Consider the following 21,636-nt stretch of genomic DNA (forward strand, 5'->3'; position numbering starts at 1 on the left):
AGTGGCCAGCCTCTGGGATGCAAAAGGTTTTTGCCATGACGCAAACTGTCTCGTTCGACCCGTCGACACTGAAATACAATGAGGCGGGTCTTGTTCCCGCAATCGCGCAACAGGAAGGAACCGGAGAGGTCCTGATGATGGCGTGGATGAATGCCCAAGCCGTCGCCCGCACGCTTGAAACCGGGCGCGTGACCTATTGGTCGCGATCGCGCCAGGCGTTCTGGGTCAAGGGCGATACATCGGGCCACGTTCAGGAACTGGTCGATCTGCGCGTGGATTGCGACCGGGATTGCCTGTTGGTGGTGGTGCGCCAGACGGGGGCGGCCTGCCATACCCACCGGCGCAGTTGTTTCTATACGGCTGTCCGAGACGGCATCGAGACCGAGATCATGACACCGATGAGCTGACCGGGCGGGGCTGATCCAGGCCGATCATTGCCCGGATATCGGCGGGCGAGGCGCCATCGTCCCGGAACCGGGCAATTGCACGGGCATCGTCGCGCTTTGCAAGGCGTTTACCGCCGGTGTCGCGGATCAGGCGGTGATGGAAATACTCGGGCACGGGCAGGCCCAGAAGCGCCTGTAACAGAACATGTATTCGGGTCGCCTCATACAGGTCCTGGCCCCGCACGACCCGCGTTACGCCCTGTTCGGCATCGTCCAGAACGACGGACAGGTGATAGGATGTGCCCATGTCCCGGCGGGACAGGACAACGTCGCCGACCGTGCGGATCAGCTCGTCTGGGGTGAATTCGATCAGACCGGTTTCCCCATCCGGGCCCGCGCCGAATTCCTGAAATCGGGATGTTCCGGGCGCCGACGCGATTGCCTGGCGCGCTGCCGCAGCAATGTCCAGCCGCAGGGGGATGTCCCTTGGCCTGTTCGGGGTGACGGGTTGGCCCGGTATCCGCGTTTTGCGACAGGTGCCGGGATAGATGATCCCGTCTGGCCCATGCAACGGCGCGCCTTCCTGGGGTGCGCTGGCCGCTGCGGCGATATCTTTGCGATTGCAGGTGCACGGGTAAAGCAACCCTTGCGCCCATAACCTGTCCAGCGCCGTGTCATACAGCGGCAGGCGGTCCGACTGTCGCATCACGGGTTCTGGCCAACGCAGTCCCAACCACTCAAGATCATCGTAAATCTGTTGTTCCCACTCTGGCCGGGCACGCGACCGGTCAATATCCTCGATACGCAGCAGAAACACGCCGCCCCGCGACGCGGCCATGTCATGGGCACGCAGGGCCGAATAGGCATGCCCAAGATGCAGCGGGCCGGTCGGTGATGGGGCGAAGCGTGTGGTGAAAGTCACGTTTTTTCAATTATGTATACATCAGACTTCAAGTCCAGCCCCGGCAAGTGCGGGCCATGTTCCCGAAACAGCAGACGCGCCGCGCCCATGTCCAGCCAGTCTTTCAGGCGCACGGTATAGGACGGATCGGCCAGCGTGTGATCGTTGAAGGAAAACGCCAGATAGCCGCCCTTGGGCAGGGCATTCATCAGCAGGTCAAAGGTTTGTGGCGGTGCCGCGCCTGCGCCGATCACGCCAATTGCGGTTATGACCTTGTACCCCTGGGGCGTCAGCGGATCGGGATCGGCGATGTCGAACCCCGACAAGGCCCTGTAGACACCCGTTGCAGCCGCGCCTTCAAGCATCTTCGGGGTCGGGTCCAGCCCATCGATGACCCGAAAGCCCGCCGCGTGCAGCGCAACCCCCGACAGACCGGTGCCGCATCCGAAATCCAGGATCGGGGTTTGCGGCTCTGGCATCGTGGCCCACAGGGCCTCGGCCACACGCGCAGGCGTTGCATAGCCATGTTCGCTGACTTCGTCGTTATAGGACGCGGCCCATTTCTGATAGTGGGACCGCGTTTCCTGAGCAGTGGTCAGGCGGTAAGTGTCGGCCAGGTACTTTTTGGTCATGCTGTATGTTAGGCCCCCGCAAGGGCCAGCGTCCAGTCAGCAATGCGCCAGCCATTCGGTCCAGGCCGATTTTGCCCTGTCGGTATAGGCCTTGTACCGGTCCTTGCGGCCCCTGCGCCCGCCCTTTAGCCCGTCAACCGGGCGGAACAGGCCGAAATTCACATTCATGGGCTGAAAGGTCTTGGCCTCGGCGCCGCCGGTGATGTGATGAATAAGCGCGCCCATGGCGCTGTCCTGTGGCACCGGGGGCAGGGGGCGGCCCAGTATCTCGGATGCGGCCAGCCGACCGGCCAGCAGCCCCATCGCGGCACTTTCGACATAGCCCTCGACGCCCGTGATCTGCCCCGCAAACCGGATATTGGGTTGGGATTTCAACCGCATCTGCGCATCCAGCAAGGTCGGAGAGTTGATGAATGTATTGCGATGAATACCGCCAAGCCGCGCGAAACTGGCGTTTTGCAGGCCGGGGATCATCCGGAACACCTCGGTCTGGGCCCCGTATTTCATCTTGGTCTGAAAGCCCACGATGTTGAACAGCGTGCCCAACGCGTTGTCGCGCCGCAATTGAACCACCGCGTGGGGCTTGACCTCGGGCTGATGCGGGTTGGTCAGGCCGACGGGTTTCATCGGCCCGTGGCGCAAAGTCTCGCGCCCGCGTTCAGCCATCACCTCGATCGGCAGGCAGCCGTCGAAATAACCGGCGGTTTCGCCTTCGTGGAACTCGGTCTTGTCGGCGGCAAGCAACGCGTCGATGAACGCCTCGTACTGGTCGCGGTCCATGGGGCAGTTCAGATATGCGGTACGCTCTTCCTCGGTTTCGCCCTTGTCATAGCGCGACTGCATCCAGGCCTGGGACATATCAATGCTGTCGGCATAGACGATTGGCGCGATTGCGTCGAAAAACGCCAGCGAATCGGCCCCGGTCTGGGTGCGGATCGCCTGTCCCAATCCCGGTGAGGTCAACGGGCCGGTGGCAAAGATCCAGTGACCGTGATCGGGCAGGTCGGACACTTCCTGCGCGGTAACCGTAACGCGCGGGTGGGCCTTCAGCTTTTGGGTAACGCTTTCCGCAAAGGGATCGCGGTCAACCGCCAGTGCGCCGCCCGCTGGCAGTCGGTGCGCATCTGCGGTGGCCATGATCAGACCATTGGCTGCGCGCATTTCCCAGTGAAGCAGGCCGACTGCGTTTTGTTCGTCATCATCCGAACGGAACGAGTTGGAACAGACCATTTCGGCCAGGTTTCCGGTCTGGTGCGCAAATGTGCCAACATTGGGCCGCATTTCGTGGATCACCACGTCAACGCCCATTTCCGCCGCCTGCCAGGCCGCCTCGGACCCGGCCATGCCGCCGCCCACGATATGTAATGTCTCAGTCATAGGGTGCCAAATAGGGCAGAGTTTCGGCAACCGCAACGATGCTTGCACAGATAGGCAGGATCGGACGTCTTGCACGCATAGCGCCCGTTCATTTGCAGGTCTGTCGGGAAGGGGATTCTTGGGGTCGCCGCTGCGGGAATGTCAACGCCGGTGAGAGAGACCAGCTTGGAGGGACCTTCCGCCCACGGCGACCCAAAAGTATCTTCAGGCCTTAGCCTTGACCCACCTTTGCCACAGTGTTGCCCTTTTGAAAAGTGCAAAAATGCGAACAGTCGATAAAATTGTGTAACACCTTTGCTTCATTGAGGCCAATTTGGTGGTCTTTTCTCGATAAAGGCCTGAATCCCTTCTTCGGTATCACGATCCAGCATATTCTCGGCCATTACGCCTCCGGCAAAGTCATAGGCTTGGTCAAGCGGCATGTGCAGCTGTTCGTAGAACGCTTGTTTTCCAATCTTTACGGCCGTTTTCAGCTTGGACGCCAATTGTTCGGCCAGCGACACTGTTTCATGTTCCAACAGCATTTCGGGCACCACGCGGTTGACCAGCCCCAGGGCGGCGGCGCGTTCGGCGGTGATGAAGTCGCCGGTGGCTAGCATTTCAAAGGCGTGTTTTCGGGGGATGTTACGGCTGAGGGCCACCATAGGCGTCGAACAGAACAGGCCGATATTGACGCCGTTGACGCCAAACCGGGTACCTTCGGCCGCGACGGCCAAGTCGCAGGTGGCCACCAGCTGGCACCCGGCGGCCGTGGCGATACCGTGGACCTGCGCGATGACCGGCTGGGGCAGGGACTGGATGGACATCATCATGCGGGCGCAGCGGGCGAACAGGTCTTGGAAATAGGCCCGGCCACCATCGGCGGACTGGCGCCCTGCCGTCATCTGTTTCAGGTCGTGCCCGGCGCAAAACGCCTTGCCCGCCCCCGACAGGATGACGGCCCGGATTGACTGATCGCCGCGCAGCTTGTCCAGTTCGGTCTGCAACGCGGCCAGCATCTCGTCGCTGAGCGCGTTCAGCCGGTCGGGCGCGTTCATGTGAAGCCGCGCAACCGCGCCTGTGTCGTTACGTTCCAGAATTGTCATCTTGCCCTCCACCAGCAGTCGGGCCAACTCTAGGGCGGCGGAACACGGAGGGGAAGCATGGTATTGGCGATGAACAAGGCGGAATTGACGGAATACCTCGGGCAGGTCTTCCCGCAGGTGCACAGCGATTTTGTCGTCGAGGATCTGCGCGAGGACGAAATCATCATGCGGCTTGTGGTTCAGGACCGTCATCTGCGTCCTGGCGGTACTGTGTCGGGGCCGTCGATGTTCGGGCTGGCCGATGTGTGCGTATACGCGATGGTTCTGGCCCGAAAGGGGCGGCAGTCGCTGGCCGTGACGACCAGCAGTTCGATGGATTTCCTACGTAAACCAGACGGGCGATCCGACATGATCGCCCATTGCAGGCTGCTAAAGCTGGGGCGCACGCTGGCGGTGGGCGATGTGTTGATGTATTCCGACGGCTCGGACAAGGCCGTGGCCCGTGCCAGCATGACCTATTCCCTGCCGCCGGAAGGCTCCGCCGCCGCGGCGTTTGGATGAAAAATGGCCGGGGACAAGCCCCGGCCCAGGAAGAGGTCCCGAATTGGGACTGGGGATATCCTAGTTCATCCAGAAATAGCGGGTCGTTTCGCGGTGCGCCTGGTGACGGGAAAGCCCGACATCCTTCAGCATTCTGTCATCCAGTCGCCCAAGGTTGACGCGGCTGCGCCGGCGCTGTTCCCACTTGGTGACTGTCGCAGCAAAACGCACGGCCAAAGCAGCGATCAGCGGCAGCCGGGGGCTGTCGTTCAGAAGCATGAGGGCGGGTGTGTGCATTGTGCGTGTCATTTCGTGGGTCCTTTCAAATTGTATTGACACAAAGCAAAAATGTTCGGTATGTTTGGTTGATACATTTGGAATTGTACCGAAGGCAAAGAAAGAATTGTAATGGATACAATTTGGCCAAACGCATTGCCCGACACCAAGGGGCCGAAATACACCCTGGTCGCCGATGCCATTCGCAAAGCAATAGATACCAAGGCGTTGCAGGTCGGAGCGAAACTGCCTCCGGTGCGCGAACTGGCCTATAGGCTGCAAATCACGCCCGGAACGGTTGCGCGGGCCTATACGATCCTGACAGAAGAAGGGCTGCTGCGGGCCGAGGTTGGGCGTGGTACATTTGTTGCGCCCGCGAAAACGCCTTTACTGGATGATGTCTGGTCGCGGCAGCTGCATCTGCGTGACGACAAATACGATGCCAGCGTCAGCCTGTTCAGTCCCCGGCTTCCGGATGTGGGGCAGGTGGCCCTGATCCGGTCATGCCTGGCGCAGGTTGCCCAAGGCGATCCGGCCATGTTCATGAACTATCCGACACGTGACGCCTATCTGCCAGTGCGGCAGGTCGTCGTGGATTGGTTGGCCGATCTTCCGCTGGGGGCATTCACCGCTGATGACATCGTCTTGACCCATGGCGGGCAAAGCGGGCTGTGCGTTGTGTTTCAAACCGTTCTCAACGGACCCAGGCCAGTGGTCCTGGTCGAAGACCTGTCCTATGCCGGGTTCCGCCGCGCCGGTGAATTGATGCGGGCCGATGTGGTTGGCGTAAAGATGGACAAATGGGGGATCAGCCCCGACGCTTTGGATCATATCCTGCAGCAGACCGATGCGCAGGCCGTCTGTGTCTCGCCCGAGGTGCAGAATCCGACCGGCGGGCATTCTCCGTTGGAGCGGCGCAAGGAAGTCGTCGAGGTTGCGCGCAAACATGACCTGCAGATCATCGAAGACGATTGTTACCGCATGGGCGAGGCGCGTGCGCCCTGTTACCGCGCGCTGGCCCCGGAGCGGGGCTGGCACGTTTCGTCGATTTCCAAAATCCTGACGCCAGCCCTGCGCGTCGGGTTTGCCCTTGCCCCAAAGGAACGCAGCGGCGACCTGCGCCGATCTGCCGAATACGGGTATTTCGGCCTGGCTCAGCCCCTTGCCGAACTGACCCGTTTGTTGCTTGGACATCCCGATGCGCCAAAGCTTGCGGCGGATGTCCGTGCGCGGATGGGCGAATATGTCCGCGTCGCGGTCAATGCGTTGGGTGGGTTCGATCTGAACTGGGATTCCGACATTCCTTTTGTCTGGCTGAACCTTCCATCCGGCTGGCGCTCGGCCGCATTCAGCCGGGCCGCCGAACGTGAGGGCATTCAATTGCGGTCGGCGGATGAGTTCGCCTTGCGCGACGGGCGGGCGCCAAACGCGGTGCGCATTGCGATGAACGGGCATGTTTCCCTGCAACAGTTCGAAAACGCGATGCTGCGTCTGCGCAGCCTGCTGGACAATCCGCCCGAGCAAATCAGCGTTTGAATTTGGGGTAAAATAATACCTATTTTCTAACTATATGATTTTGCTTGCTAAATACTGATAAGCGGTTCTTGACGCGCAGATGATCTGCCCATAAAACCCGTCCATCGAATTCGGGCCGCCTCGCCAAGGGGGCGGTCTTTCACATCAAACAGGACTATCCTGCCATGAAAACCTTTTCTGCAACACCTGCAGACATCGACAAGAAATGGATCCTGATCGACGCCGAGGGCGTTGTTCTGGGCCGTCTTGCCTCGATCGTCGCCATGCGCCTGCGTGGCAAGCACAAAGCGTCGTTCACCCCCAACATGGACATGGGCGACAATGTCATCGTGATCAACGCTGACAAAATCCAGATGACCGGCAAGAAGCGCGAAGAAAACTTCTACTGGCACACTGGCCACCCGGGCGGCATCAAATCGCGCACCAAGCAGCAGATCCTGGAAGGTGCCCACCCCGAGCGCGTCGTGACCCAGGCGGTCAAGCGCATGCTGCCGGGCAACCGTCTGGCGCGTCAGCAAATGACCAACCTGCGCGTTTACGCCGGTGCCGAGCATCCCCACGAGGCGCAAGCGCCCGAAGTTCTGGACGTGAAGTCCATGAACAAGAAAAACACCCGGAGCTAATGACCGATGGCTGATCAGATCAATACTCTCGAAGAGCTGAGCGCCGTCGCAGGCGTTGAAACCGTGGCCGAAGAAGTCATCGTGCGTGAACCCGTACGTGACGAGCTGGGCCGTTCCTACGCCACCGGCAAGCGTAAAGACGCTGTTGCCCGCGTTTGGATCAAGCCGGGTTCCGGCAAGGTCACCGTGAACGGCAAAGACCAGGACAAGTATTTCGCGCGTCCCGTTCTGCAGCTGATCCTGCGCCAGCCGTTCCAGGTTGCTGGTGTCGAAGGTGAATTCGACGTTGTCGCAACCGTCAAGGGCGGTGGCCTGACCGGTCAGGCCGGTGCGGTCAAGCACGGCATCTCGAAAGCGCTGCAACTGTACGATCCCAGCCTGCGTGGCGCGTTGAAAGCCGCTGGCTTCCTGACCCGCGACAGCCGCGTTGTGGAACGTAAGAAATACGGTAAGCGCAAAGCGCGTCGTTCGTTCCAGTTCTCGAAGCGCTAATCGCGTCCGGGACAATTCGAAAAGACCAAAATTGGCGGTCACGCAGATGCGTGGTCGCCATTTTTCTTTGGGCCGTCGGGTGGCGTTATTGGGAAACCATCGGTTCCAGGGCGTCATAGGCGATGTCGGCAAGCAGCTTGTTTCCGGTGGCATTCAGGTGACCGTCGAACCTGTGGTAAAGATCGACGCCGTTTTGCCGATAGGTTTCGGCAAGGATCGGCAGTGCCTTAACCCAGTTGATGCCATGCGTTGCGGAAAACTCTGAAAACACGTCGTCGGTCAGGGCGGGGTCAATTCCATCCCCGCTGCGGCCACTGGCGGAATGCAGAACCTGAAACAGTTGCGGCACCGAAAGGACGATGAAATCGGCACCCCGTTCGGTCGTGAACTGCTTGGCCCGCATGATGATATCCTTGGTCGTGTCGGCCTGTTTCAGCAGTTCTTGCGACGCGGGCACGGTGAAGAACGCTTTTCTCGGGGTCAGAAGGTACAGGCGCGTATAGGTCGCATCCGTGGCCATGATGATCCGCTTCAGCAGGGTAAGGGAATGCAGATGCGATTTTTTGCCGACGCCGGATTTCACAACCGCCCGGGCATCGCCATGGGCATTGTCCTGACCATTTTCGGTTTCGATGGGCCGGTTTGCAAACAGGTCGTTGGGAAGAAAGGTCAGCACCACAATGTCGGGCTGATAGGTTTCGAATAGTGCTTCCAGGTACAATGCCTGTTGCGAGGTGTCATAGCCGGGAACGCCGGCGTTGATGATTTCGACGTTCTGGTCCTCGTTCTCATAGCGTCTTGCCAGAACTTCGGGCCAGATGTTTTCGAAATGGTTGGCGGCGCCGAAGACAAAGGAATCCCCCAACAACAAAACCTTGACGGCGTCCGGGGACGGCAGCGGGGTATCGTCCAGCGCCGCACTTCTGAAGCCGCGAGCGTTCACGATATATTCGACCTCGAATTCCGGCGCAGACAGGACAGCGCGGGTTTTGGGCCGGTTCACGTGTCCGGTCACCGGGTTTTTAAGTGCCAGCGCTTCGCCAACATAATAGGTCGTGTCGACCGATTGCGGCAAAAACAGCCGGACGGAAATCTCGATCACTGCAAGTAGCGAAATTGTAACGGCAAGAACCAATGCGGTGTTTTTTAGAAATTTGTTCACTAAACTTATAACCCTTTAGATCGAATACCGCACCGAAACGCCACGGGAAAACCCGCAAAATCCGCGCCAAAACAATGGTTAGCGATAATCGATATCCCCCTCGCGTTCGAGTTTAGGGGTACCATATTTTTCAAGTCAAGCGAGGGTTTGAAACCTGTCTGGCCCACAACCCCGGAGGTCGGAACGCCCCGTGCAATCGACAGGGCGTTCCGGATCTTATTCTTCGTAGACCATTTTCCAGGCCCCGTTTTCGACCACGTTCACATAGACCGAATCCGCGCCCTGGTGGTCATCGGCGCTAAAGGTCATGTGATTTCCCACCAGATCGTCCTGGTAATCCAGGGTCTCCATCGCGGCGATAAAGCTGTCTTGGGTCAGGTCGGGGCCTGCGGCCTCCAATGCGCGGACCATCAGATCGGCGGCCGCGTAACCCAGCATCGAGAACCCGACCGGGTCTTCGCCCGTGGCGGCCTTGTATTCTTCGATAAAGGCGGCTGGCGCGGGCTCTTCGGCGCGGGCCCAGAGGTCTTGCCAGGATGCCGCGGCATAGAACCCTTCGGTCACGCCACCGGGCACCTGCGCAACCACGGTCAGAAAGCTGGCCGAGGTGCCCAGGAACTTCATGTCCTCAAGCCCCATTTTCTTGGCGGTCCCCACGACGGTGATGACCTGGCGGACCCCAAGCGCCATGGTGACGATATCGCAGCCTTCTTCCTTGAGCTTGCTGAGTGATCCGACGAAATCGGTCTCATCCGGTTTATGGGTCGTTTCGGCTGCAAAGGTGATCCCCGCGGCCTCGGCCCCGGCATGGCTGCCTTCCAGGATCTCTTTGCCGAAATCGGTGGGCAGGTACATCGTACAAACGTTTTGCCCGCCAAAGGTTTCAGCCAGGTATTTCACGCCGACCAGCGACTGGTCGTAATAGCTGCTGAAGGATGTGAACTTGTTGGTCACCGGCTCCTGCAGCATTTGCCGGGCCGCGGACAGGGGGGCCACGTTGGGAATGCCTTTCGGGTCCAGCAGTTTGAACCCGGCCAGGTTCATCGGCGTGCCCAGCGATTGCAGCATGGCAAAGACCTTGTCGCGGTTCAGCAGCTTGTTATAGCCCTGCATCGCCCGTGGCATCTGGTAGCCGTTATCCTCGACCACAAAGCGGATCTGGCGGCCATGAACGCCGCCATTGGCGTTGACGCGGTCGAACATGACGTTGGCGCCCTTGGTCGCGGGAACCCCGACAGCCGCGAAAATGCCACTCAGGTCGTTGACGGAACCGATGACGATTTCCTCATCCGACACGCCCTGCACATCGGCCAGTGCCACGGTTGCCGTTGCCGTCATCGCGGCAGCCGTCGCCATCCGCTTGAACACGTTCCTCATGATTTCTCCTCCCTTGGGTGTTTCCCTGTGATTATGTGTACATGTCTTCGATCAGATGCGCGTGTTTCTTTTCCACAAAGCCGCGTTTCAGCTTCATGGTGGCGGTCAGTTCATCATCCTCGGCGGTCAGCAACACGTCAATCAGGCGGAAATCCTTGATCTGTTCGACACGGGCAAATTCCTTGTTTACCGCTGCAACCTCCTGGCTGATCAATTCGCGGATCTGCGGTGCCGCGCACAGCGAGGCGAAGTTCGAGAACGGGATCTTGCGGTCCTGGGCCAGCTTTTCGACATTTTCCTGGTCGATCATGATCAGAGCGGTCAGAAACTTGCGACGATCGCCGATGATGACAGCGTCAGAGATATAGTGGCTGAACTTCAACCGGCTTTCGATTTCCGCAGGGGTGATGTTCTTGCCGCCCGCGGTGATGATGATGTCCTTGAGCCGCCCGGTGATCGACACGAACCCGTCTTCGTCCAGGTGGCCCATGTCCCCGGTGCGCAACCAGCCATCGGCGGTAAAGGTTTCTGCGGTCTTGGCGTTGTTGCGCCAATAGCCCTGAAACACGTTCAACCCCTTGATCTGGATTTCCCCGTTCTCGGCAATGCGCAGATCATTGCCGATGACAGGCTGGCCTATCGTGCCGATCCGGTTGATTTTGGGCGTGTTCAGTGACGCAATCCCCGCGGTTTCGGTCATGCCGAACCCTTCGACCAGCGGGACGCCGATGGCCCAGTACCACCTGAGCAGCTCGCCCGAGATCGGCGCCGCGCCGGTGCCGCCCCGGCGCAGCCGGTCCATGCCCAGCATCCGGCGCAGGTTGCGCAGAACCAGCCTGTCCCACAACCAGAACCGCGCCGCGACACCCGCCGGAACCGGTTCGCCGCGATGAATGTATTCGGCGCGCGCCATCCCGGCCTTCAGCGCCAGTCCAAAAGCAGCCCGACCGGCGGGGGTGGCCTCTTGCGCCATGATCAGGACCTGCGAATAGATCTTTTCCCAGACCCGCGGCACGGCGGTAAAGGTGGTGGGCGACACTTCTTGCAGGTTGGCGAACACCGTTTCGGGGCTTTCTGCAAAGTTGACGGTGCATTTGCCCGCCAGCGGGAAATAGATCGACACGTCGCGTTCAAGGATATGGCACAGGGGCAGGAAACAAAGCTGTTCGTCCGTTTCCCGCGTCGGCAGGGCGCGGGCGCCGGATTCGATGGCGGCCAGGATGTTTTCGTTGCTCAGCATCGCGCCCTTGGGCTGTCCGGTCGTGCCGGATGTATAGATCAGCAGCGCCGTATCCTGGGGCGTGGTCTTTTCTATCTCGGCTTCGAACAGGTCGGGGTCCCGGGCTTCGGCCTGCTGCCCCAGCGCGTAAAGATCCGCGATCATCATGCAACGCGGATGGTTCAGGTCATGCAGCCCCTCGTCATCCAGAATGATGACCTTCTGCAACGAGGGAAGCGCATCTTCGACCTCAAGAAACTTGTCCAGCTGTTCTTCGTTCTCGACGATCAGAAAGCGGCTGTCGCTGTCGGTTACAAGATATTGCAACTGGCTGGCGGAATCGGTGGTGTAAACGCCGGACGTGATCCCGCCGACGCATTGGATGCCAAGGTCGAACCACGCCCATTCCTTGCGGTCTTCGGACAGGATCGAAACGACCTCGCCCCGGTTCAGGCCAAGCTGGCGCAACCCAAGGCCGATCCACCTGGCGTGTTGCCAGTAATCCGCCCAGGAAAACGACTTCCATATCCCGAAATCCTTTTCCCGATGCGCTGTCCGCTGTCCCAGGTCGGCGCATCGTTTGCGAAACAGCTGACCGATTGTCATGCACCCATCAACCCGCAGCGGCCGCTGTCCCGGCGTCGCGTTGAACTGAACGCCGTTGATCGTGATTTGCGGGGGCAGGGGGCTTGCGTCCATCTGGGTCACCTCCACGTCTTCTTGCGTTTCCACCGGCGGTTTTCACGCGCGCCTTCTTCCTTGACGCCAAGATAGAAGTTCTGGATGTCTTCGGATTGCATCAGGTCGCTGGCTTCGCCGTCCATGACGATGCGGCCGATTTCCATGACATAGCCGTGATGGGCAAGCTCCAGCGCCGCGTTTGCATTTTGCTCGACCAGCATCATCGTCATGTTCTGTTCTTCGTTCAACCGCTTGAGAATGCCAAAGATCTCCTGAACCAGCAGCGGCGACAGACCCAGCGAGGGTTCATCCAGCAGCATGATCTTTGGGTTGGCCATCAGGCCCCGGCCAATGGCAAGCATTTGCTGTTGCCCGCCCGACAGGGTGCCGGCCTCTTGGTTGCGCCGTTCCTTCAGAACCGGGAAATAGCTGAAGACCAGCTCGCGGTCGTGGTCGATCTGGGCCTTGTCGGTCAGGGTATACGCACCCAGGCTTAGGTTTTCATCGACGGTCATCAGGGGGAACACCTCGCGCCCTTCGGGCACGTGGACGATGCCGCGCTGGACAACCTTATGCGGTTCCGAACCCTGTATCTGCGTCCCGTCAAATGTGATGGTGCCCTTTTCGGGGTCCATCACCCCCGACACGGTTTTCATTAACGTCGTCTTGCCCGCACCATTGGCGCCAAGGATTGATACGATCTGACCGGGATGCACATCCAGCGACACGCCGCGAATTGCCATGATCGGGCCGTAAAAGCTTTCGATATTGCGGATTTTCAGGATCGGCTCGGTCATGAGGCTTTCCCCAGATACGCCTCGACCACCGCCGGGTGCGATTGCACCTGCGCGGGGCTGCCCAATGCCAGCATCGCGCCATCGGCCATGGCCAGCACTCTGTCCGAGACCCCCGACACCAGACCCATGTCATGTTCCACCATCAACACCGTGATGCCCATTTGGCGGCGGATATCGTCGATCCACCAGCGCATGTCGGTTGTTTCCTCGACCGACAGGCCCGAGGCGGGTTCGTCAAGCAACAGCAGCTTGGGGTCGGTGGCCAGGGCGCGGGCCACCTCGACAACCTTGCGCACACCGTATGGCAAGCCCGAGATCAGCTTGTCGCGAAAGGCCTGCAAGTCCAGAAAGTCGATGATTTCTTCGACCTTTTCGCGGTTCTCGATCTCTTGGCGCCGCGCGGACGGGGCAAACAGCAATTCGGAAACCAGGTTGGTGCGGCGGTGCCGATGGCGGCCGACCAACAGGTTCTGAAGAACGGTGGCATGCTCGAACAGCTCGATGTTCTGGAACGTGCGCGCCACGCCAAAGGCCGCCACGCCCGACGGTTTCACCTTTAGCAGGTCGTGACCGTCGAACCGGATCGCGCCGGCATGGGGCGTGTAGAACCGCGAGATCAGGTTGAACACGGTCGACTTGCCCGCCCCGTTGGGGCCGACAATGGCAAAGACTTCGCCTTCGTGAACCTCGAACGAAAGATCATTGACCGCCGTCAGGCCGCCGAATTTCAGCGTGACGTTTTCAAAGGCAAGCAAGCTCATCTCAGGCGCTCCGTCCGCAGATAGGATTTCTGCCGTTTGAACATGTCCTTGCGATAAAAGGGGAACAGCTCGAACCATGTCCGGATCTTCAGCCAACGCCCATAGAGGCCCATCGGCTCGAACAGGATGAAGGCGATCAGGATCATGCCGAATATGCCGAATTCCAATCCCGGAATGGCCACGGTGCTGCCGCCGAATGCGGCGCCGACATATTCCTTGGCGATTGACAGGAACTGGGGCAGAAACCCGATGACGATCGCGCCAAGAAACGCGCCGTGGATCGACCCCAGCCCGCCGATGACGATCATCATCAGCAGTTGGATGGATATGACGACACTGAAGGTTTCGTTGTTGAAGGCCCCTGCATAAAGGCCCATCAGCGCACCGGCCCAACCGGTGACGGCACAGGACAGCGCGAACGAGATCATCTTGGTGCGGGCAATGTCCACGCCCATCGCCTGTGCCGAAACCTCGGAATCGCGCACCGCGATAAAGCTGCGGCCCAGTGGCGCGCGCAGCAGGTTGATATAACCCAGCGTCACCACAATGGCCGTGCCCAGCACCAGCCAAAAGAACTGTTCTGGCGTGGCCCAGCGGTCGACAAGATGGCCAAAGATTTCAACCCCGCCCAGGTATTTGCCCGCAACGCCGCCGGTCAGGGGTTCGGCCAGCACGATGATGTCATCCATCAAGATCGACAACGCCAGCGTGAAAATGGCCAGATAGATGCCGTGCAGGCGCAGCGCGGGAATGGCGACGGTCACACCGGCAATCCCTGTCAGGACCCCGCTCAGGGGGAAGGCCACAAGGAACGGCACGCCATTTTCGATCAGGATGACATTGGCATAGCAGCCAAAGGCCAGAAACGCGGCGTGGCCCAGGCTGGCCTGGCCGGTATGCCCGGTAAGGATCATCAGGCCCAGCCCGGCGATGGCCCAGATCAGGACGTTGGTCAATTCGCCCAGATAGAACGCATCCAGCCACCACGGCGCGGCCGCGACGAGGGCGATCAGAGCCAGGTACAGACCCAGCTGATACCCGTCCTTCCATGGTCGAATGTCCTGCATATAGTTGGTTTTGAACACTATTCGCATGACAATCAGACCTTTTTGACCCGCACTTGGCTAAACAGCCCATGGGGCCGGAAAATCAGCACCGCCAGCAACAGCGCATAAGGGGCAACCTGGCTGTATCCGGCTGCGATATACCGGCTGGCAAAGGGTTCTATGACGCCGACGATCAACCCTCCGGCCAGGGCGCCGGGCAGGCTGCCAAAGCCGCCGATGACGGCCGCTGCAAAGGCCTTGATCCCCATCAGCCCCGTTGTCGGGTCAACCGATCCCTTGGCCGCGAAAAGGATGCCCGCAATTCCGGCCACCACGCCCGCCAGGGCCCAGATGAACCCCTGAACCCGTTTGACGGGAATTCCCATGTAATAGGCCGCCAGCTGGTTCTGCGATGCGCCCTGCATCGCCAGGCCAAGCTTGGTGCGGCTGAAGAAAACATACAGCCCCCAGGTCAGCAGGACCGTCACCACGATGACGGCAACATCCTCCATCCCCAGAACCAGCCCGCCAAAACGGACTTCTTTACCGGCCAGAGGGCTTTGCAGGGTCTGCGGCTCGTGGCCCCAGATCAACCCGGCGACGAAACGGATCACGAACCCCAGGGCGATGGTCAGAATCACGACAGCGGTCTGGCTTTCGCCGAACAGGCGGCGGATGATCAGCCGGTCAACAAGATAGCCAAGCGCCCCCATGATCCCCAGCGACACCGGCAGCGCGACCCAAAAGGGCAGGCCCATATATTCGGTATTCGTCAGCCCGATGGTAACAAAGGCCCCCAGCATCATGAAATCGCCCTGGGCAAAATTCACCGCCTCGGTGGCCTTGTAGATCAGAACGAACCCCAGTGCGATCAGGCCATAGACACAGCCATTCGCCAGCCCGCTGATCAGCAGCTGCGCATTGTCCAAACTGTCCTCCCTCTACCGGTTGAGCCGGTATCGTTCCCTGCGGGCGTTCGATTTGCCCGTCATTTGGACCTACTATGGCGTGATAATGACTTTGCCGTCACTCTTTTTTAGTGCATCGGCAAGATTTGGCACCACATTTACAAGTGTAAGCCGTTCAGAAACATCCGTTTTCCATCGGCCATCTGCGAACCGGGCCTGAACCTCGGCGACGACGCCCATCTGGTCTTCGGGGGCGGTCGACATCATCCACTGGGTCAGCCAGAACCCTTGGATGCGCTTGTTCATAAAGATCAACTGCCCCATCTGGGTCAGCCTTGGCAACTCCGTGCTGAGCTTGCCATAGCACACCCAGCGCGCACCGTTTGGCATGTTGCAAAAGACCTGTTCGCATTGCTGATCGGCGACAGCATCCAGGAAGACCCGCGGTTTGAGGTCGGCGCTGATGGCGGCGAATCTTTCGGTCATATCGGCATCACCGGTTACCAGAACCTCGGCCGCGCCCGCATCGCGGATCATATCGGCGGCTTCGGCCCGCCGGATCAGGGCGATGGGCTTCAACCCCAAATCGCGCCCCAGGCTGCACATCAGCTTGCCCAGCTGGCTGGTTGCCGCAGACACGACAAACGCGTCGCCCGCCTTGCGCGCGATATCGACCATGGCCATAGCGGTCATCGGGTTGACGATCTGCGCGGCACCATCCTCGTCCGAGATTTCGGGGCGCAGCGGGATACACATCTGGGCTTGGGTTACCACATATTCCGCCCAGGCGCCGGACCCGGCGGCGACAAAGGCGACCCGGAGGCCTTGCAAGGCTTCGGCCCCCGGTCCGGTTGCGATCACGTCGCCGCACCCTTCGAACCCGGCGGGGCTGCCTTTGACGCGCGGCTGGCCATACTCGCCCTTGATGAAATGAATATCCGACGGGTTGACCGAGGCCGCGCGCAGCCGGATCAGGACCTGACCCGCGCCCGGCGCCGAAACCGGCAGGGTCGCATTTTCCAGCCAATCTGCGGCATCCGCGATCACCGGGCCGGTTGCGGTCCCCGAATACCCGTCATGGGACTGAATGACGGCAAACATCGAACTGGGCAGGTCGGACATGTGAAAATTCCTTGTTTTGAACGGGTTGGCGGCCGGTTTTTGCGCGGGTGCCGCAGCGGTCTTTGACGCATCCAACCGGGCAGGCAGCAAAAAGGGGCGCTGTTGGCCCAAGCCAAACAAAAGCGCCCCTTGCCGTCAATTCATCTGTCACCTGACGTGACGGAAAACCGCCTGGTACAGCGATTTGCAGGGCCCGCGCAAACCGCAGGCCCGGCGGGTGTCATTGCTGGGTCAGCAACGCCTGCAGCTCTTGCAGCTTTTCGGCAATCGTTTCGGGCGAGGCCTTGATTTCTTCGAGGATCGCAAGGGCCTGATCCTTGAGCCCCTGGGCCAGGTCACTGTCCTGAACCGATGCAACCATCTTGTCAAAATCGAACTGCTCGGCGGTCAGCATGCCGTCCTGAACCCAAGAGTTGAACAGCTCCTGTCCCTGACCGGCAAGCGCGGCAACCTGTTCGCCCGCCTGATCGGCCAGATCGGACGCGGCCTCGCCGGCCTGCTGGGCGGTTTCGGTCGCCTGGTCCGCCAGGTCCGAGGCCGCTTGCCCGGCTTGTTCGGTGGCGTCTGTCAGAGCATCGCTGGCGGCATCCTGCGCGGCCGAGGCTGCTTCGCTAGCGGCTTCTCCGGCCTCTTCAGCGGCGGATTGAAGCTGTTCGACCGGCGTTTGTTCCGGTTTGGCCAGGAAGAAATAGGCACCGGCAGCTATGGCTGCGATGATGACGATATATATGAGGCGGGACATGATGATCTCCTTTGAACTATGCGCCGCAGAAATGCTGAAAAACTATCTGGGATCAAAGGGGAAAACCCGGAAATATTCGGCATGGTGCGGCGATAGGCCGTGCTGCGCTGATCGGGCGTGCCGGCGGTGGCGATAACACGCCGCATACACTGGTCGCGGGCCAGAAATCTGTTGCCTTGGGAAACTGTGCCGAAAACCCGATTGGGGTAAGTGGCGGAGAGACAGGGATTCGAACCCTGGGTGGGCTTGCACCCACAACGGTTTTCGAGACCGCCCCGTTCGACCACTCCGGCACCTCTCCGCGGGGGTCTGTGAGGGGGGGATTTAGTTGCGAAACCCGGACGGTGCAAGCGGAAAATTCCCGAAAAACGCCAAGTCGGGTTTTTCCGTTGCCTGCATTGGGAAATTGCCTAGGTTGATAGGCATGAAACACTTCCTGCGCTGTTTTTATGTGGCCGTCCTGGTCCCGCTTGTTGCCGTTGCCGCCTTTGCCCAGCCTTTGGCTGCGGCAAACAGGGACCGGATCGAGGCTTTTCTGACCACGACCGGTTTCGATGTAGCGCTTGAAAGCATCGCGCTGGCATCTGCCTCGGCGCCGGGCATGCTGGGGCTTGATCCCGACGGATTCGGCGCGGATTGGACGCGCCTGACCCAAGAGGTGTTCGACACCGGCGAAATGCATGAAACCGCGGTCACGATCCTTGAACAGACGCTGAGCGATCAGGCGCTGACCCATGCGGTCGAGTTCTATGCCTCTGATCTGGGTCAAAGGCTGGTTGCGGCGGAAAACGCGTCGCACCTGGTCGAGGATGACGAGGCCAAGCAACTTGAGGGCCAGAAAATCGTTTCGGACCTGATCCAGGAGGGGTCGCACCGGGTTGAAAGCCTCAAGCGGATGAACCGGGCCATCGATGCCAGCGGTACCGCGGTGCGGGCGCTTCAGGAAATTCAGGTGCGGTTTCTTCTGGCGGCCAGTGCCTCGGGGGTGATCGATCTGCAATTGGGCGGGGATGAATTGCGACAGATGATGAAGGCCAACGAACCCGAGATGCGGCGGTCTTTGCAACTGTCGTCGCTGGCCGGGGCGGCCTATACGTATCAGACGTTTTCAGATGCGGATGTGGACGCCTATGCCGATGCGCTCGAAGCGCCCTTGATGCAGGAAGTCTATGAACTGCTCAACGCGATCCAATACGAGATCATGGCCATGCGGTTCGAGGTCCTGGCCGCCCGGATGGCCGAGCTGCGCCCGGCGCAAGACATCTGATGCAACGGTTCTTGGTTCTGTTCGTGGCAATTGTGGGCCTGTCTATGCCGGCCAGCGCCAGCGAGCTGGTTGACAGACTGACGGGGGCCATGCGCCTTGACGAGGTGGTCGAGGTGCTGCGCGAAGAAGGCGTCAGCAGCGGGAAAAAGCTGGATGAAGGGTTTCTGGGCGGCGCGGGCGGTGCCTTTTTTCACGCCCAGATCGAAGACATCTATGACCCGGTCTGGATGACGGGCCAGATCTCTGAAAGCCTGTCCGACATGCTGACCGAGCAGCAGTTGGAACAGGCCGCCACCTTTTTCGAAAGCGATCTGGGACAGGTCATTGTCTCGCTCGAAAACTCGGCCCGCCGCGCCATGATGGACGAAGCGGTCACCGATATGGCGCAGGCAGCCCTGCGGGATGCGGACCGCGATGCCGGACATTTTCTGCTGATCGAAGAATATATCGAGGTCAATGATCTGATCGCGCGCAATGTGCAAAGTACGATCACCTCGGATTACAGTTTCTTTCGCGGTATGGCGAACGGGCAGGGCACCCCGCCGGACGAAGGCGAGCTTCTGGCCGAGTTGCTGGCCCACAAGGACGAGGTCGAAAGCGACACGCGCGATTGGCTGTTCTCATTTCTTCTGCTGGCCTACCAACCGCTTGACGAGTCGCAGATTCGGGGCAATATCGCCTTTTCCCGGACCGATACCGGGCGGGCGCTGAATGACGCCGTTTTCGACGGTATCGACAAGATGTATAACGAGATCTCGTACCAGTTGGGGATAACCGTCGGTCAGGTTCTGGGGGCATCGGAACTTTGACCTCGGAATATGGTTGACTTTCCGTCCGATTGACCGGATAAGCGCGCATCCCGGCCGGGCTCTCCGCGCCGGGTATCGTTATTATTGACCTTGGGCCTATGGTCCCCGGGTCTTCACACAGCCCGAAAAGGGCGCGCTGTTCGAGGTGGTTTTCAAGGAACTTGAGGCCGAAACGCCCGAAAGGGGACCACAGAACGCGGGAATGAAAAGGAAAGACGCATGTTTGCGGTCCTCAAGACTGGCGGCAAGCAGTACAAGGTTCAGGCGGGCGATGTGCTCCGTGTTGAAAAGCTGGCTGCCGACGCAGGTGAAAAAGTTCAATTCAACGATGTTCTGATGCTGGGCGGCGACGCACCGGTTGTTGGCGCACCGTTCGTCGAAGGTGCTGGCGTTCAGGCCGAAGTGATCGAACAGATCAAAGGTGACAAGGTCATCAAATTCGTCAAACGCCGTCGTAAGCACAGCTCGAAGCGTACCGTTGGCCACCGTCAAAAGCTGACCCTGGTCAAGATCACCGACATCCTGTCGTCGGGCGCTGACAAGTCGGGCATCAAGGCTGCAACCGGTTCGGTTTCTGCAACAGCTGTCGAAGCTGCTGCTCCGAAAAAGGCGCCGGCCAAGAAAGCCGCTGCGAAAAAGGCCGAGGCACCCGCTGCCGACGCTGGCGCGGACGATCTGAAGAAACTGTCCGGTGTTGGCCCGGCGCTTGAGAAAAAGCTTCTTGAGGCTGGTATCACCACCTTTGCCCAAATCGCGGCATGGACGGAAGCAGACGTTGCTGCTATGGACGAGAAACTTTCGTTCAAAGGCCGGATCGAGCGTGAAGGCTGGATCGAACAGGCCAAAGAACTGGCTAAAGGCTAAGGAGAGAGAGAATGGCACATAAAAAAGCTGGCGGTTCCTCCCGTAACGGTCGCGACTCAGCTGGTCGCCGCCTTGGCGTGAAACTGTATGGTGGCCAGGCCGCCATCGCAGGCAACATCATCGTGCGTCAGCGCGGCACCAAGTTCTGGCCGGGCGAAGGCGTAGGCATGGGCAAGGATCACACGATTTTTGCGACCACCGATGGCGCCGTAAAGTTCCACAAGGGACTGAAGAACCGCACCTTTATTTCGGTCCTGCCAGTGGCGGAGGCCGCAGAGTAAGCCGAAACCCATAAGGTTTGAAAATTCATGGGGGACCGGCAGAAAATGCCGGTCCCTTTTGTCGTTTTAACAACGTTTTGATCGTATGCCCCGATGACTGACACAGCACGCATTTTTCCGGTTCTCGCCCTGGGCGAGCCCGCGCGCGCGGTTGAAGATCGGCGGGTGCGAAAATATCTGGTGTACGGGTTAATTGGTTTTGCTGTTGCAGTCGTAAATTTCGTGTTGTTCGGAGGAGGAACGCACTCATGAAACTTGAGACGATAATCAATCAGCCGGTCATCGAAACCGAGCGGTTCGATCTGCGCCCCGTGCGCCGTTCGGATATGGGTCTCATCGAACATTATGCAGGCGACGAGCGCGTGGCGCGTATGACCACGACCATTCCGCATCCGTTGCCGCCGGGCTCGATCGAGGCGTTCGTGGCGCGTGCGATGGCAGAGGACCGCGACGAAGACGTCTGGGCGTTGGATGCCACCAAGGATGGCGGGCCCGAACTGATCGGGCTGATTTCCCTGCAGCGGCTGGATCGCAACCAGTCTGAGGTCGGGTATTGGGTTGCACCTCTTTACTGGAATACCGGCGTGGCCTCGCTTGCCGTCGAAGCGCTGGTCATGGCCAATCCGCTGAACAACGCGGCCATGTTTGCCAGCGTGTTTCAGGACAATCCGGCCTCGGCGCGGGTGCTGACCCATTGCGGGTTCCAGTATCTGGGCGATGCCGAAACCTATTCGGTGGCGCGCGACGCAAATGTGCCCACCTGGACATATACAAAGAAACTCTGACTTGTGGCCGATGGGGCCTTTGCAGTA

Annotated in this window: 25 protein-coding genes and 1 tRNA gene; 11 read left to right on the plus strand and 15 right to left on the minus strand. The window is 59.8% G+C overall.

All coding sequences use genetic code 11. The features are described from left to right. The first annotated feature begins 17 nt into the window (after positions 1-17). Positions 18-407, plus strand: coding sequence for a phosphoribosyl-AMP cyclohydrolase (hisI, locus tag ACXAG8_RS00615; protein ID WP_475221341.1), 390 nt, complete (start codon positions 18-20; stop codon positions 405-407). Here hisI and gluQRS read toward each other — a convergent pair. From gluQRS to ACXAG8_RS00635, 4 genes are all read right to left on the minus strand, one after another. Continuing rightward, positions 388-1,308: a tRNA glutamyl-Q(34) synthetase GluQRS gene (gene gluQRS / locus ACXAG8_RS00620; protein WP_475221342.1), complete on the minus strand. Its 921-nt coding sequence runs from the start codon at positions 1,306-1,308 to the stop codon at positions 388-390. The genes hisI and gluQRS overlap by 20 nt on opposite strands. After that, positions 1,305-1,919 carry a class I SAM-dependent DNA methyltransferase gene (locus tag ACXAG8_RS00625; RefSeq protein ID WP_475221343.1) on the minus strand — a complete coding sequence of 205 codons (615 nt, stop codon included), beginning with the start codon at positions 1,917-1,919 and terminating at the stop codon, positions 1,305-1,307. Before ACXAG8_RS00625 ends, gluQRS begins: the two co-directional genes overlap by 4 nt. Positions 1,920-1,955: 36 nt before the next feature. Continuing rightward, on the minus strand, positions 1,956-3,296 hold the full coding sequence (trmFO, locus tag ACXAG8_RS00630) for a methylenetetrahydrofolate--tRNA-(uracil(54)-C(5))-methyltransferase (FADH(2)-oxidizing) TrmFO (RefSeq protein ID WP_475221344.1): 1,341 nt from the start codon (positions 3,294-3,296) through the stop codon (positions 1,956-1,958). Positions 3,297-3,595: 299 nt separating this feature from the next. Continuing rightward, positions 3,596-4,381 carry an enoyl-CoA hydratase gene (locus ACXAG8_RS00635; protein WP_475221346.1) on the minus strand — a complete coding sequence of 262 codons (786 nt, stop codon included), beginning with the start codon at positions 4,379-4,381 and terminating at the stop codon, positions 3,596-3,598. Positions 4,382-4,438: 57 nt separating this feature from the next. Between ACXAG8_RS00635 and ACXAG8_RS00640 the strand changes: the two genes are divergently transcribed. Then, the gene (locus tag ACXAG8_RS00640) at positions 4,439-4,882 is read left to right on the plus strand and encodes a PaaI family thioesterase (RefSeq protein WP_475221347.1); all 444 of its coding nucleotides are present in this window, start codon (positions 4,439-4,441) and stop codon (positions 4,880-4,882) included. Between the two features lie 60 nt (positions 4,883-4,942). Here the strand turns inward: ACXAG8_RS00640 and ACXAG8_RS00645 are convergent, their stop codons facing one another. After that, a complete protein-coding gene (locus ACXAG8_RS00645; protein ID WP_475221348.1) occupies positions 4,943-5,170 on the minus strand; it encodes a DUF1127 domain-containing protein in 228 nt (75 codons plus the stop codon). Between the two features lie 99 nt (positions 5,171-5,269). On the opposite strand from ACXAG8_RS00645, the gene ACXAG8_RS00650 reads away from it, so the two are divergent. From ACXAG8_RS00650 to rpsI, 3 genes are all read left to right on the plus strand, one after another. Continuing rightward, positions 5,270-6,673: an aminotransferase-like domain-containing protein gene (locus ACXAG8_RS00650; RefSeq protein ID WP_475221349.1), complete on the plus strand. Its 1,404-nt coding sequence runs from the start codon at positions 5,270-5,272 to the stop codon at positions 6,671-6,673. A 164-nt stretch (positions 6,674-6,837) separates the two neighbouring features. Next, positions 6,838-7,296, plus strand: a complete 459-nt coding sequence (gene rplM / locus ACXAG8_RS00655; RefSeq protein ID WP_039536983.1) for a 50S ribosomal protein L13 — start codon at positions 6,838-6,840, stop codon at positions 7,294-7,296. A 6-nt stretch (positions 7,297-7,302) separates the two neighbouring features. Next, the gene (rpsI, locus tag ACXAG8_RS00660) at positions 7,303-7,788 is read left to right on the plus strand and encodes a 30S ribosomal protein S9 (RefSeq protein WP_039535473.1); all 486 of its coding nucleotides are present in this window, start codon (positions 7,303-7,305) and stop codon (positions 7,786-7,788) included. An 85-nt stretch (positions 7,789-7,873) separates the two neighbouring features. Here the strand turns inward: rpsI and ACXAG8_RS00665 are convergent, their stop codons facing one another. The 10 genes from ACXAG8_RS00665 to ACXAG8_RS00710 all read right to left on the minus strand — a co-directional run bounded on the left by ACXAG8_RS00665 (position 7,874) and on the right by ACXAG8_RS00710 (position 17,904). Further along, positions 7,874-8,890 carry an SGNH/GDSL hydrolase family protein gene (locus ACXAG8_RS00665; protein ID WP_475221350.1) on the minus strand — a complete coding sequence of 339 codons (1,017 nt, stop codon included), beginning with the start codon at positions 8,888-8,890 and terminating at the stop codon, positions 7,874-7,876. A 276-nt stretch (positions 8,891-9,166) separates the two neighbouring features. Next, on the minus strand, positions 9,167-10,327 hold the full coding sequence (locus ACXAG8_RS00670) for an ABC transporter substrate-binding protein (protein ID WP_475221351.1): 1,161 nt from the start codon (positions 10,325-10,327) through the stop codon (positions 9,167-9,169). 31 nt (positions 10,328-10,358) lie between these two features. After that, on the minus strand, positions 10,359-12,245 hold the full coding sequence (locus ACXAG8_RS00675; RefSeq protein WP_475221352.1) for an AMP-dependent synthetase/ligase: 1,887 nt from the start codon (positions 12,243-12,245) through the stop codon (positions 10,359-10,361). Between the two features lie 5 nt (positions 12,246-12,250). Beyond that, positions 12,251-13,024, minus strand: coding sequence for an ABC transporter ATP-binding protein (locus ACXAG8_RS00680; protein ID WP_475221353.1), 774 nt, complete (start codon positions 13,022-13,024; stop codon positions 12,251-12,253). Further along, complete coding sequence (locus tag ACXAG8_RS00685) at positions 13,021-13,785, minus strand: ABC transporter ATP-binding protein (protein ID WP_475221354.1); 765 nt, start codon at positions 13,783-13,785, stop codon at positions 13,021-13,023. The genes ACXAG8_RS00680 and ACXAG8_RS00685 overlap by 4 nt, the downstream gene beginning before the upstream one ends. Further along, the gene (locus ACXAG8_RS00690) at positions 13,782-14,879 is read right to left on the minus strand and encodes a branched-chain amino acid ABC transporter permease (protein ID WP_475221355.1); all 1,098 of its coding nucleotides are present in this window, start codon (positions 14,877-14,879) and stop codon (positions 13,782-13,784) included. The genes ACXAG8_RS00685 and ACXAG8_RS00690 overlap by 4 nt, the downstream gene beginning before the upstream one ends. Positions 14,880-14,884: 5 nt before the next feature. Continuing rightward, the gene (locus ACXAG8_RS00695; RefSeq protein WP_475221356.1) at positions 14,885-15,760 is read right to left on the minus strand and encodes a branched-chain amino acid ABC transporter permease; all 876 of its coding nucleotides are present in this window, start codon (positions 15,758-15,760) and stop codon (positions 14,885-14,887) included. A 72-nt stretch (positions 15,761-15,832) separates the two neighbouring features. After that, positions 15,833-16,861: an alcohol dehydrogenase catalytic domain-containing protein gene (locus ACXAG8_RS00700; RefSeq protein ID WP_475221357.1), complete on the minus strand. Its 1,029-nt coding sequence runs from the start codon at positions 16,859-16,861 to the stop codon at positions 15,833-15,835. A 220-nt stretch (positions 16,862-17,081) separates the two neighbouring features. After that, the gene (locus ACXAG8_RS00705; RefSeq protein ID WP_475221358.1) at positions 17,082-17,603 is read right to left on the minus strand and encodes a hypothetical protein; all 522 of its coding nucleotides are present in this window, start codon (positions 17,601-17,603) and stop codon (positions 17,082-17,084) included. A gap of 211 nt (positions 17,604-17,814) precedes the next feature. Beyond that, positions 17,815-17,904, minus strand: a tRNA-Ser gene (locus tag ACXAG8_RS00710). A gap of 123 nt (positions 17,905-18,027) precedes the next feature. Here ACXAG8_RS00710 and ACXAG8_RS00715 point away from each other — a divergent pair. From ACXAG8_RS00715 to ACXAG8_RS00740, 6 genes are all read left to right on the plus strand, one after another. Beyond that, positions 18,028-18,870 carry a DUF2059 domain-containing protein gene (locus ACXAG8_RS00715; RefSeq protein ID WP_475221359.1) on the plus strand — a complete coding sequence of 281 codons (843 nt, stop codon included), beginning with the start codon at positions 18,028-18,030 and terminating at the stop codon, positions 18,868-18,870. Next, the gene (locus tag ACXAG8_RS00720) at positions 18,870-19,679 is read left to right on the plus strand and encodes a DUF2059 domain-containing protein (RefSeq protein ID WP_475221361.1); all 810 of its coding nucleotides are present in this window, start codon (positions 18,870-18,872) and stop codon (positions 19,677-19,679) included. Before ACXAG8_RS00715 ends, ACXAG8_RS00720 begins: the two co-directional genes overlap by 1 nt. Before the next feature lie 219 nt (positions 19,680-19,898). Then, positions 19,899-20,543 carry a 50S ribosomal protein L21 gene (locus tag ACXAG8_RS00725; protein ID WP_475221362.1) on the plus strand — a complete coding sequence of 215 codons (645 nt, stop codon included), beginning with the start codon at positions 19,899-19,901 and terminating at the stop codon, positions 20,541-20,543. An 11-nt stretch (positions 20,544-20,554) separates the two neighbouring features. Beyond that, positions 20,555-20,824, plus strand: a complete 270-nt coding sequence (gene rpmA / locus ACXAG8_RS00730) for a 50S ribosomal protein L27 (protein WP_039535512.1) — start codon at positions 20,555-20,557, stop codon at positions 20,822-20,824. A 93-nt stretch (positions 20,825-20,917) separates the two neighbouring features. Then, a complete protein-coding gene (locus ACXAG8_RS00735; RefSeq protein ID WP_475221364.1) occupies positions 20,918-21,076 on the plus strand; it encodes a hypothetical protein in 159 nt (52 codons plus the stop codon). Beyond that, positions 21,073-21,609, plus strand: a complete 537-nt coding sequence (locus ACXAG8_RS00740; RefSeq protein ID WP_475221365.1) for a GNAT family N-acetyltransferase — start codon at positions 21,073-21,075, stop codon at positions 21,607-21,609. The genes ACXAG8_RS00735 and ACXAG8_RS00740 overlap by 4 nt, the downstream gene beginning before the upstream one ends. The last annotated feature ends 27 nt before the right edge of the window (positions 21,610-21,636 follow it).

Source organism: Ruegeria sp. ABD4_443, from assembly GCF_056160865.1.

Excerpts from the sequence above, each read along its gene's own strand:
- hisI (WP_475221341.1), top strand. The coding sequence starts at position 18 with ATGCAAAAGGTTTTTGCCATGACGCAAACTGTCTCGTTCGACCCGTCG.
- ACXAG8_RS00625 (WP_475221343.1), bottom strand. The coding sequence starts at position 1,919 with ATGACCAAAAAGTACCTGGCCGACACTTACCGCCTGACCACTGCTCAG.
- trmFO (WP_475221344.1), bottom strand. The coding sequence starts at position 3,296 with ATGACTGAGACATTACATATCGTGGGCGGCGGCATGGCCGGGTCCGAG.
- ACXAG8_RS00635 (WP_475221346.1), bottom strand. The coding sequence starts at position 4,381 with ATGACAATTCTGGAACGTAACGACACAGGCGCGGTTGCGCGGCTTCAC.
- ACXAG8_RS00640 (WP_475221347.1), top strand. The coding sequence starts at position 4,439 with ATGGTATTGGCGATGAACAAGGCGGAATTGACGGAATACCTCGGGCAG.
- ACXAG8_RS00645 (WP_475221348.1), bottom strand. The coding sequence starts at position 5,170 with ATGACACGCACAATGCACACACCCGCCCTCATGCTTCTGAACGACAGC.
- ACXAG8_RS00650 (WP_475221349.1), top strand. The coding sequence starts at position 5,270 with ATGGATACAATTTGGCCAAACGCATTGCCCGACACCAAGGGGCCGAAA.
- rplM (WP_039536983.1), top strand. The coding sequence starts at position 6,838 with ATGAAAACCTTTTCTGCAACACCTGCAGACATCGACAAGAAATGGATC.
- rpsI (WP_039535473.1), top strand. The coding sequence starts at position 7,303 with ATGGCTGATCAGATCAATACTCTCGAAGAGCTGAGCGCCGTCGCAGGC.
- ACXAG8_RS00670 (WP_475221351.1), bottom strand. The coding sequence starts at position 10,327 with ATGAGGAACGTGTTCAAGCGGATGGCGACGGCTGCCGCGATGACGGCA.
- ACXAG8_RS00675 (WP_475221352.1), bottom strand. The coding sequence starts at position 12,245 with ATGGACGCAAGCCCCCTGCCCCCGCAAATCACGATCAACGGCGTTCAG.
- ACXAG8_RS00680 (WP_475221353.1), bottom strand. The coding sequence starts at position 13,024 with ATGACCGAGCCGATCCTGAAAATCCGCAATATCGAAAGCTTTTACGGC.
- ACXAG8_RS00685 (WP_475221354.1), bottom strand. The coding sequence starts at position 13,785 with ATGAGCTTGCTTGCCTTTGAAAACGTCACGCTGAAATTCGGCGGCCTG.
- ACXAG8_RS00690 (WP_475221355.1), bottom strand. The coding sequence starts at position 14,879 with ATGCGAATAGTGTTCAAAACCAACTATATGCAGGACATTCGACCATGG.
- ACXAG8_RS00700 (WP_475221357.1), bottom strand. The coding sequence starts at position 16,861 with ATGTCCGACCTGCCCAGTTCGATGTTTGCCGTCATTCAGTCCCATGAC.
- ACXAG8_RS00705 (WP_475221358.1), bottom strand. The coding sequence starts at position 17,603 with ATGTCCCGCCTCATATATATCGTCATCATCGCAGCCATAGCTGCCGGT.
- ACXAG8_RS00715 (WP_475221359.1), top strand. The coding sequence starts at position 18,028 with ATGAAACACTTCCTGCGCTGTTTTTATGTGGCCGTCCTGGTCCCGCTT.
- ACXAG8_RS00720 (WP_475221361.1), top strand. The coding sequence starts at position 18,870 with ATGCAACGGTTCTTGGTTCTGTTCGTGGCAATTGTGGGCCTGTCTATG.
- ACXAG8_RS00725 (WP_475221362.1), top strand. The coding sequence starts at position 19,899 with ATGTTTGCGGTCCTCAAGACTGGCGGCAAGCAGTACAAGGTTCAGGCG.
- rpmA (WP_039535512.1), top strand. The coding sequence starts at position 20,555 with ATGGCACATAAAAAAGCTGGCGGTTCCTCCCGTAACGGTCGCGACTCA.
- ACXAG8_RS00735 (WP_475221364.1), top strand. The coding sequence starts at position 20,918 with ATGACTGACACAGCACGCATTTTTCCGGTTCTCGCCCTGGGCGAGCCC.
- ACXAG8_RS00740 (WP_475221365.1), top strand. The coding sequence starts at position 21,073 with ATGAAACTTGAGACGATAATCAATCAGCCGGTCATCGAAACCGAGCGG.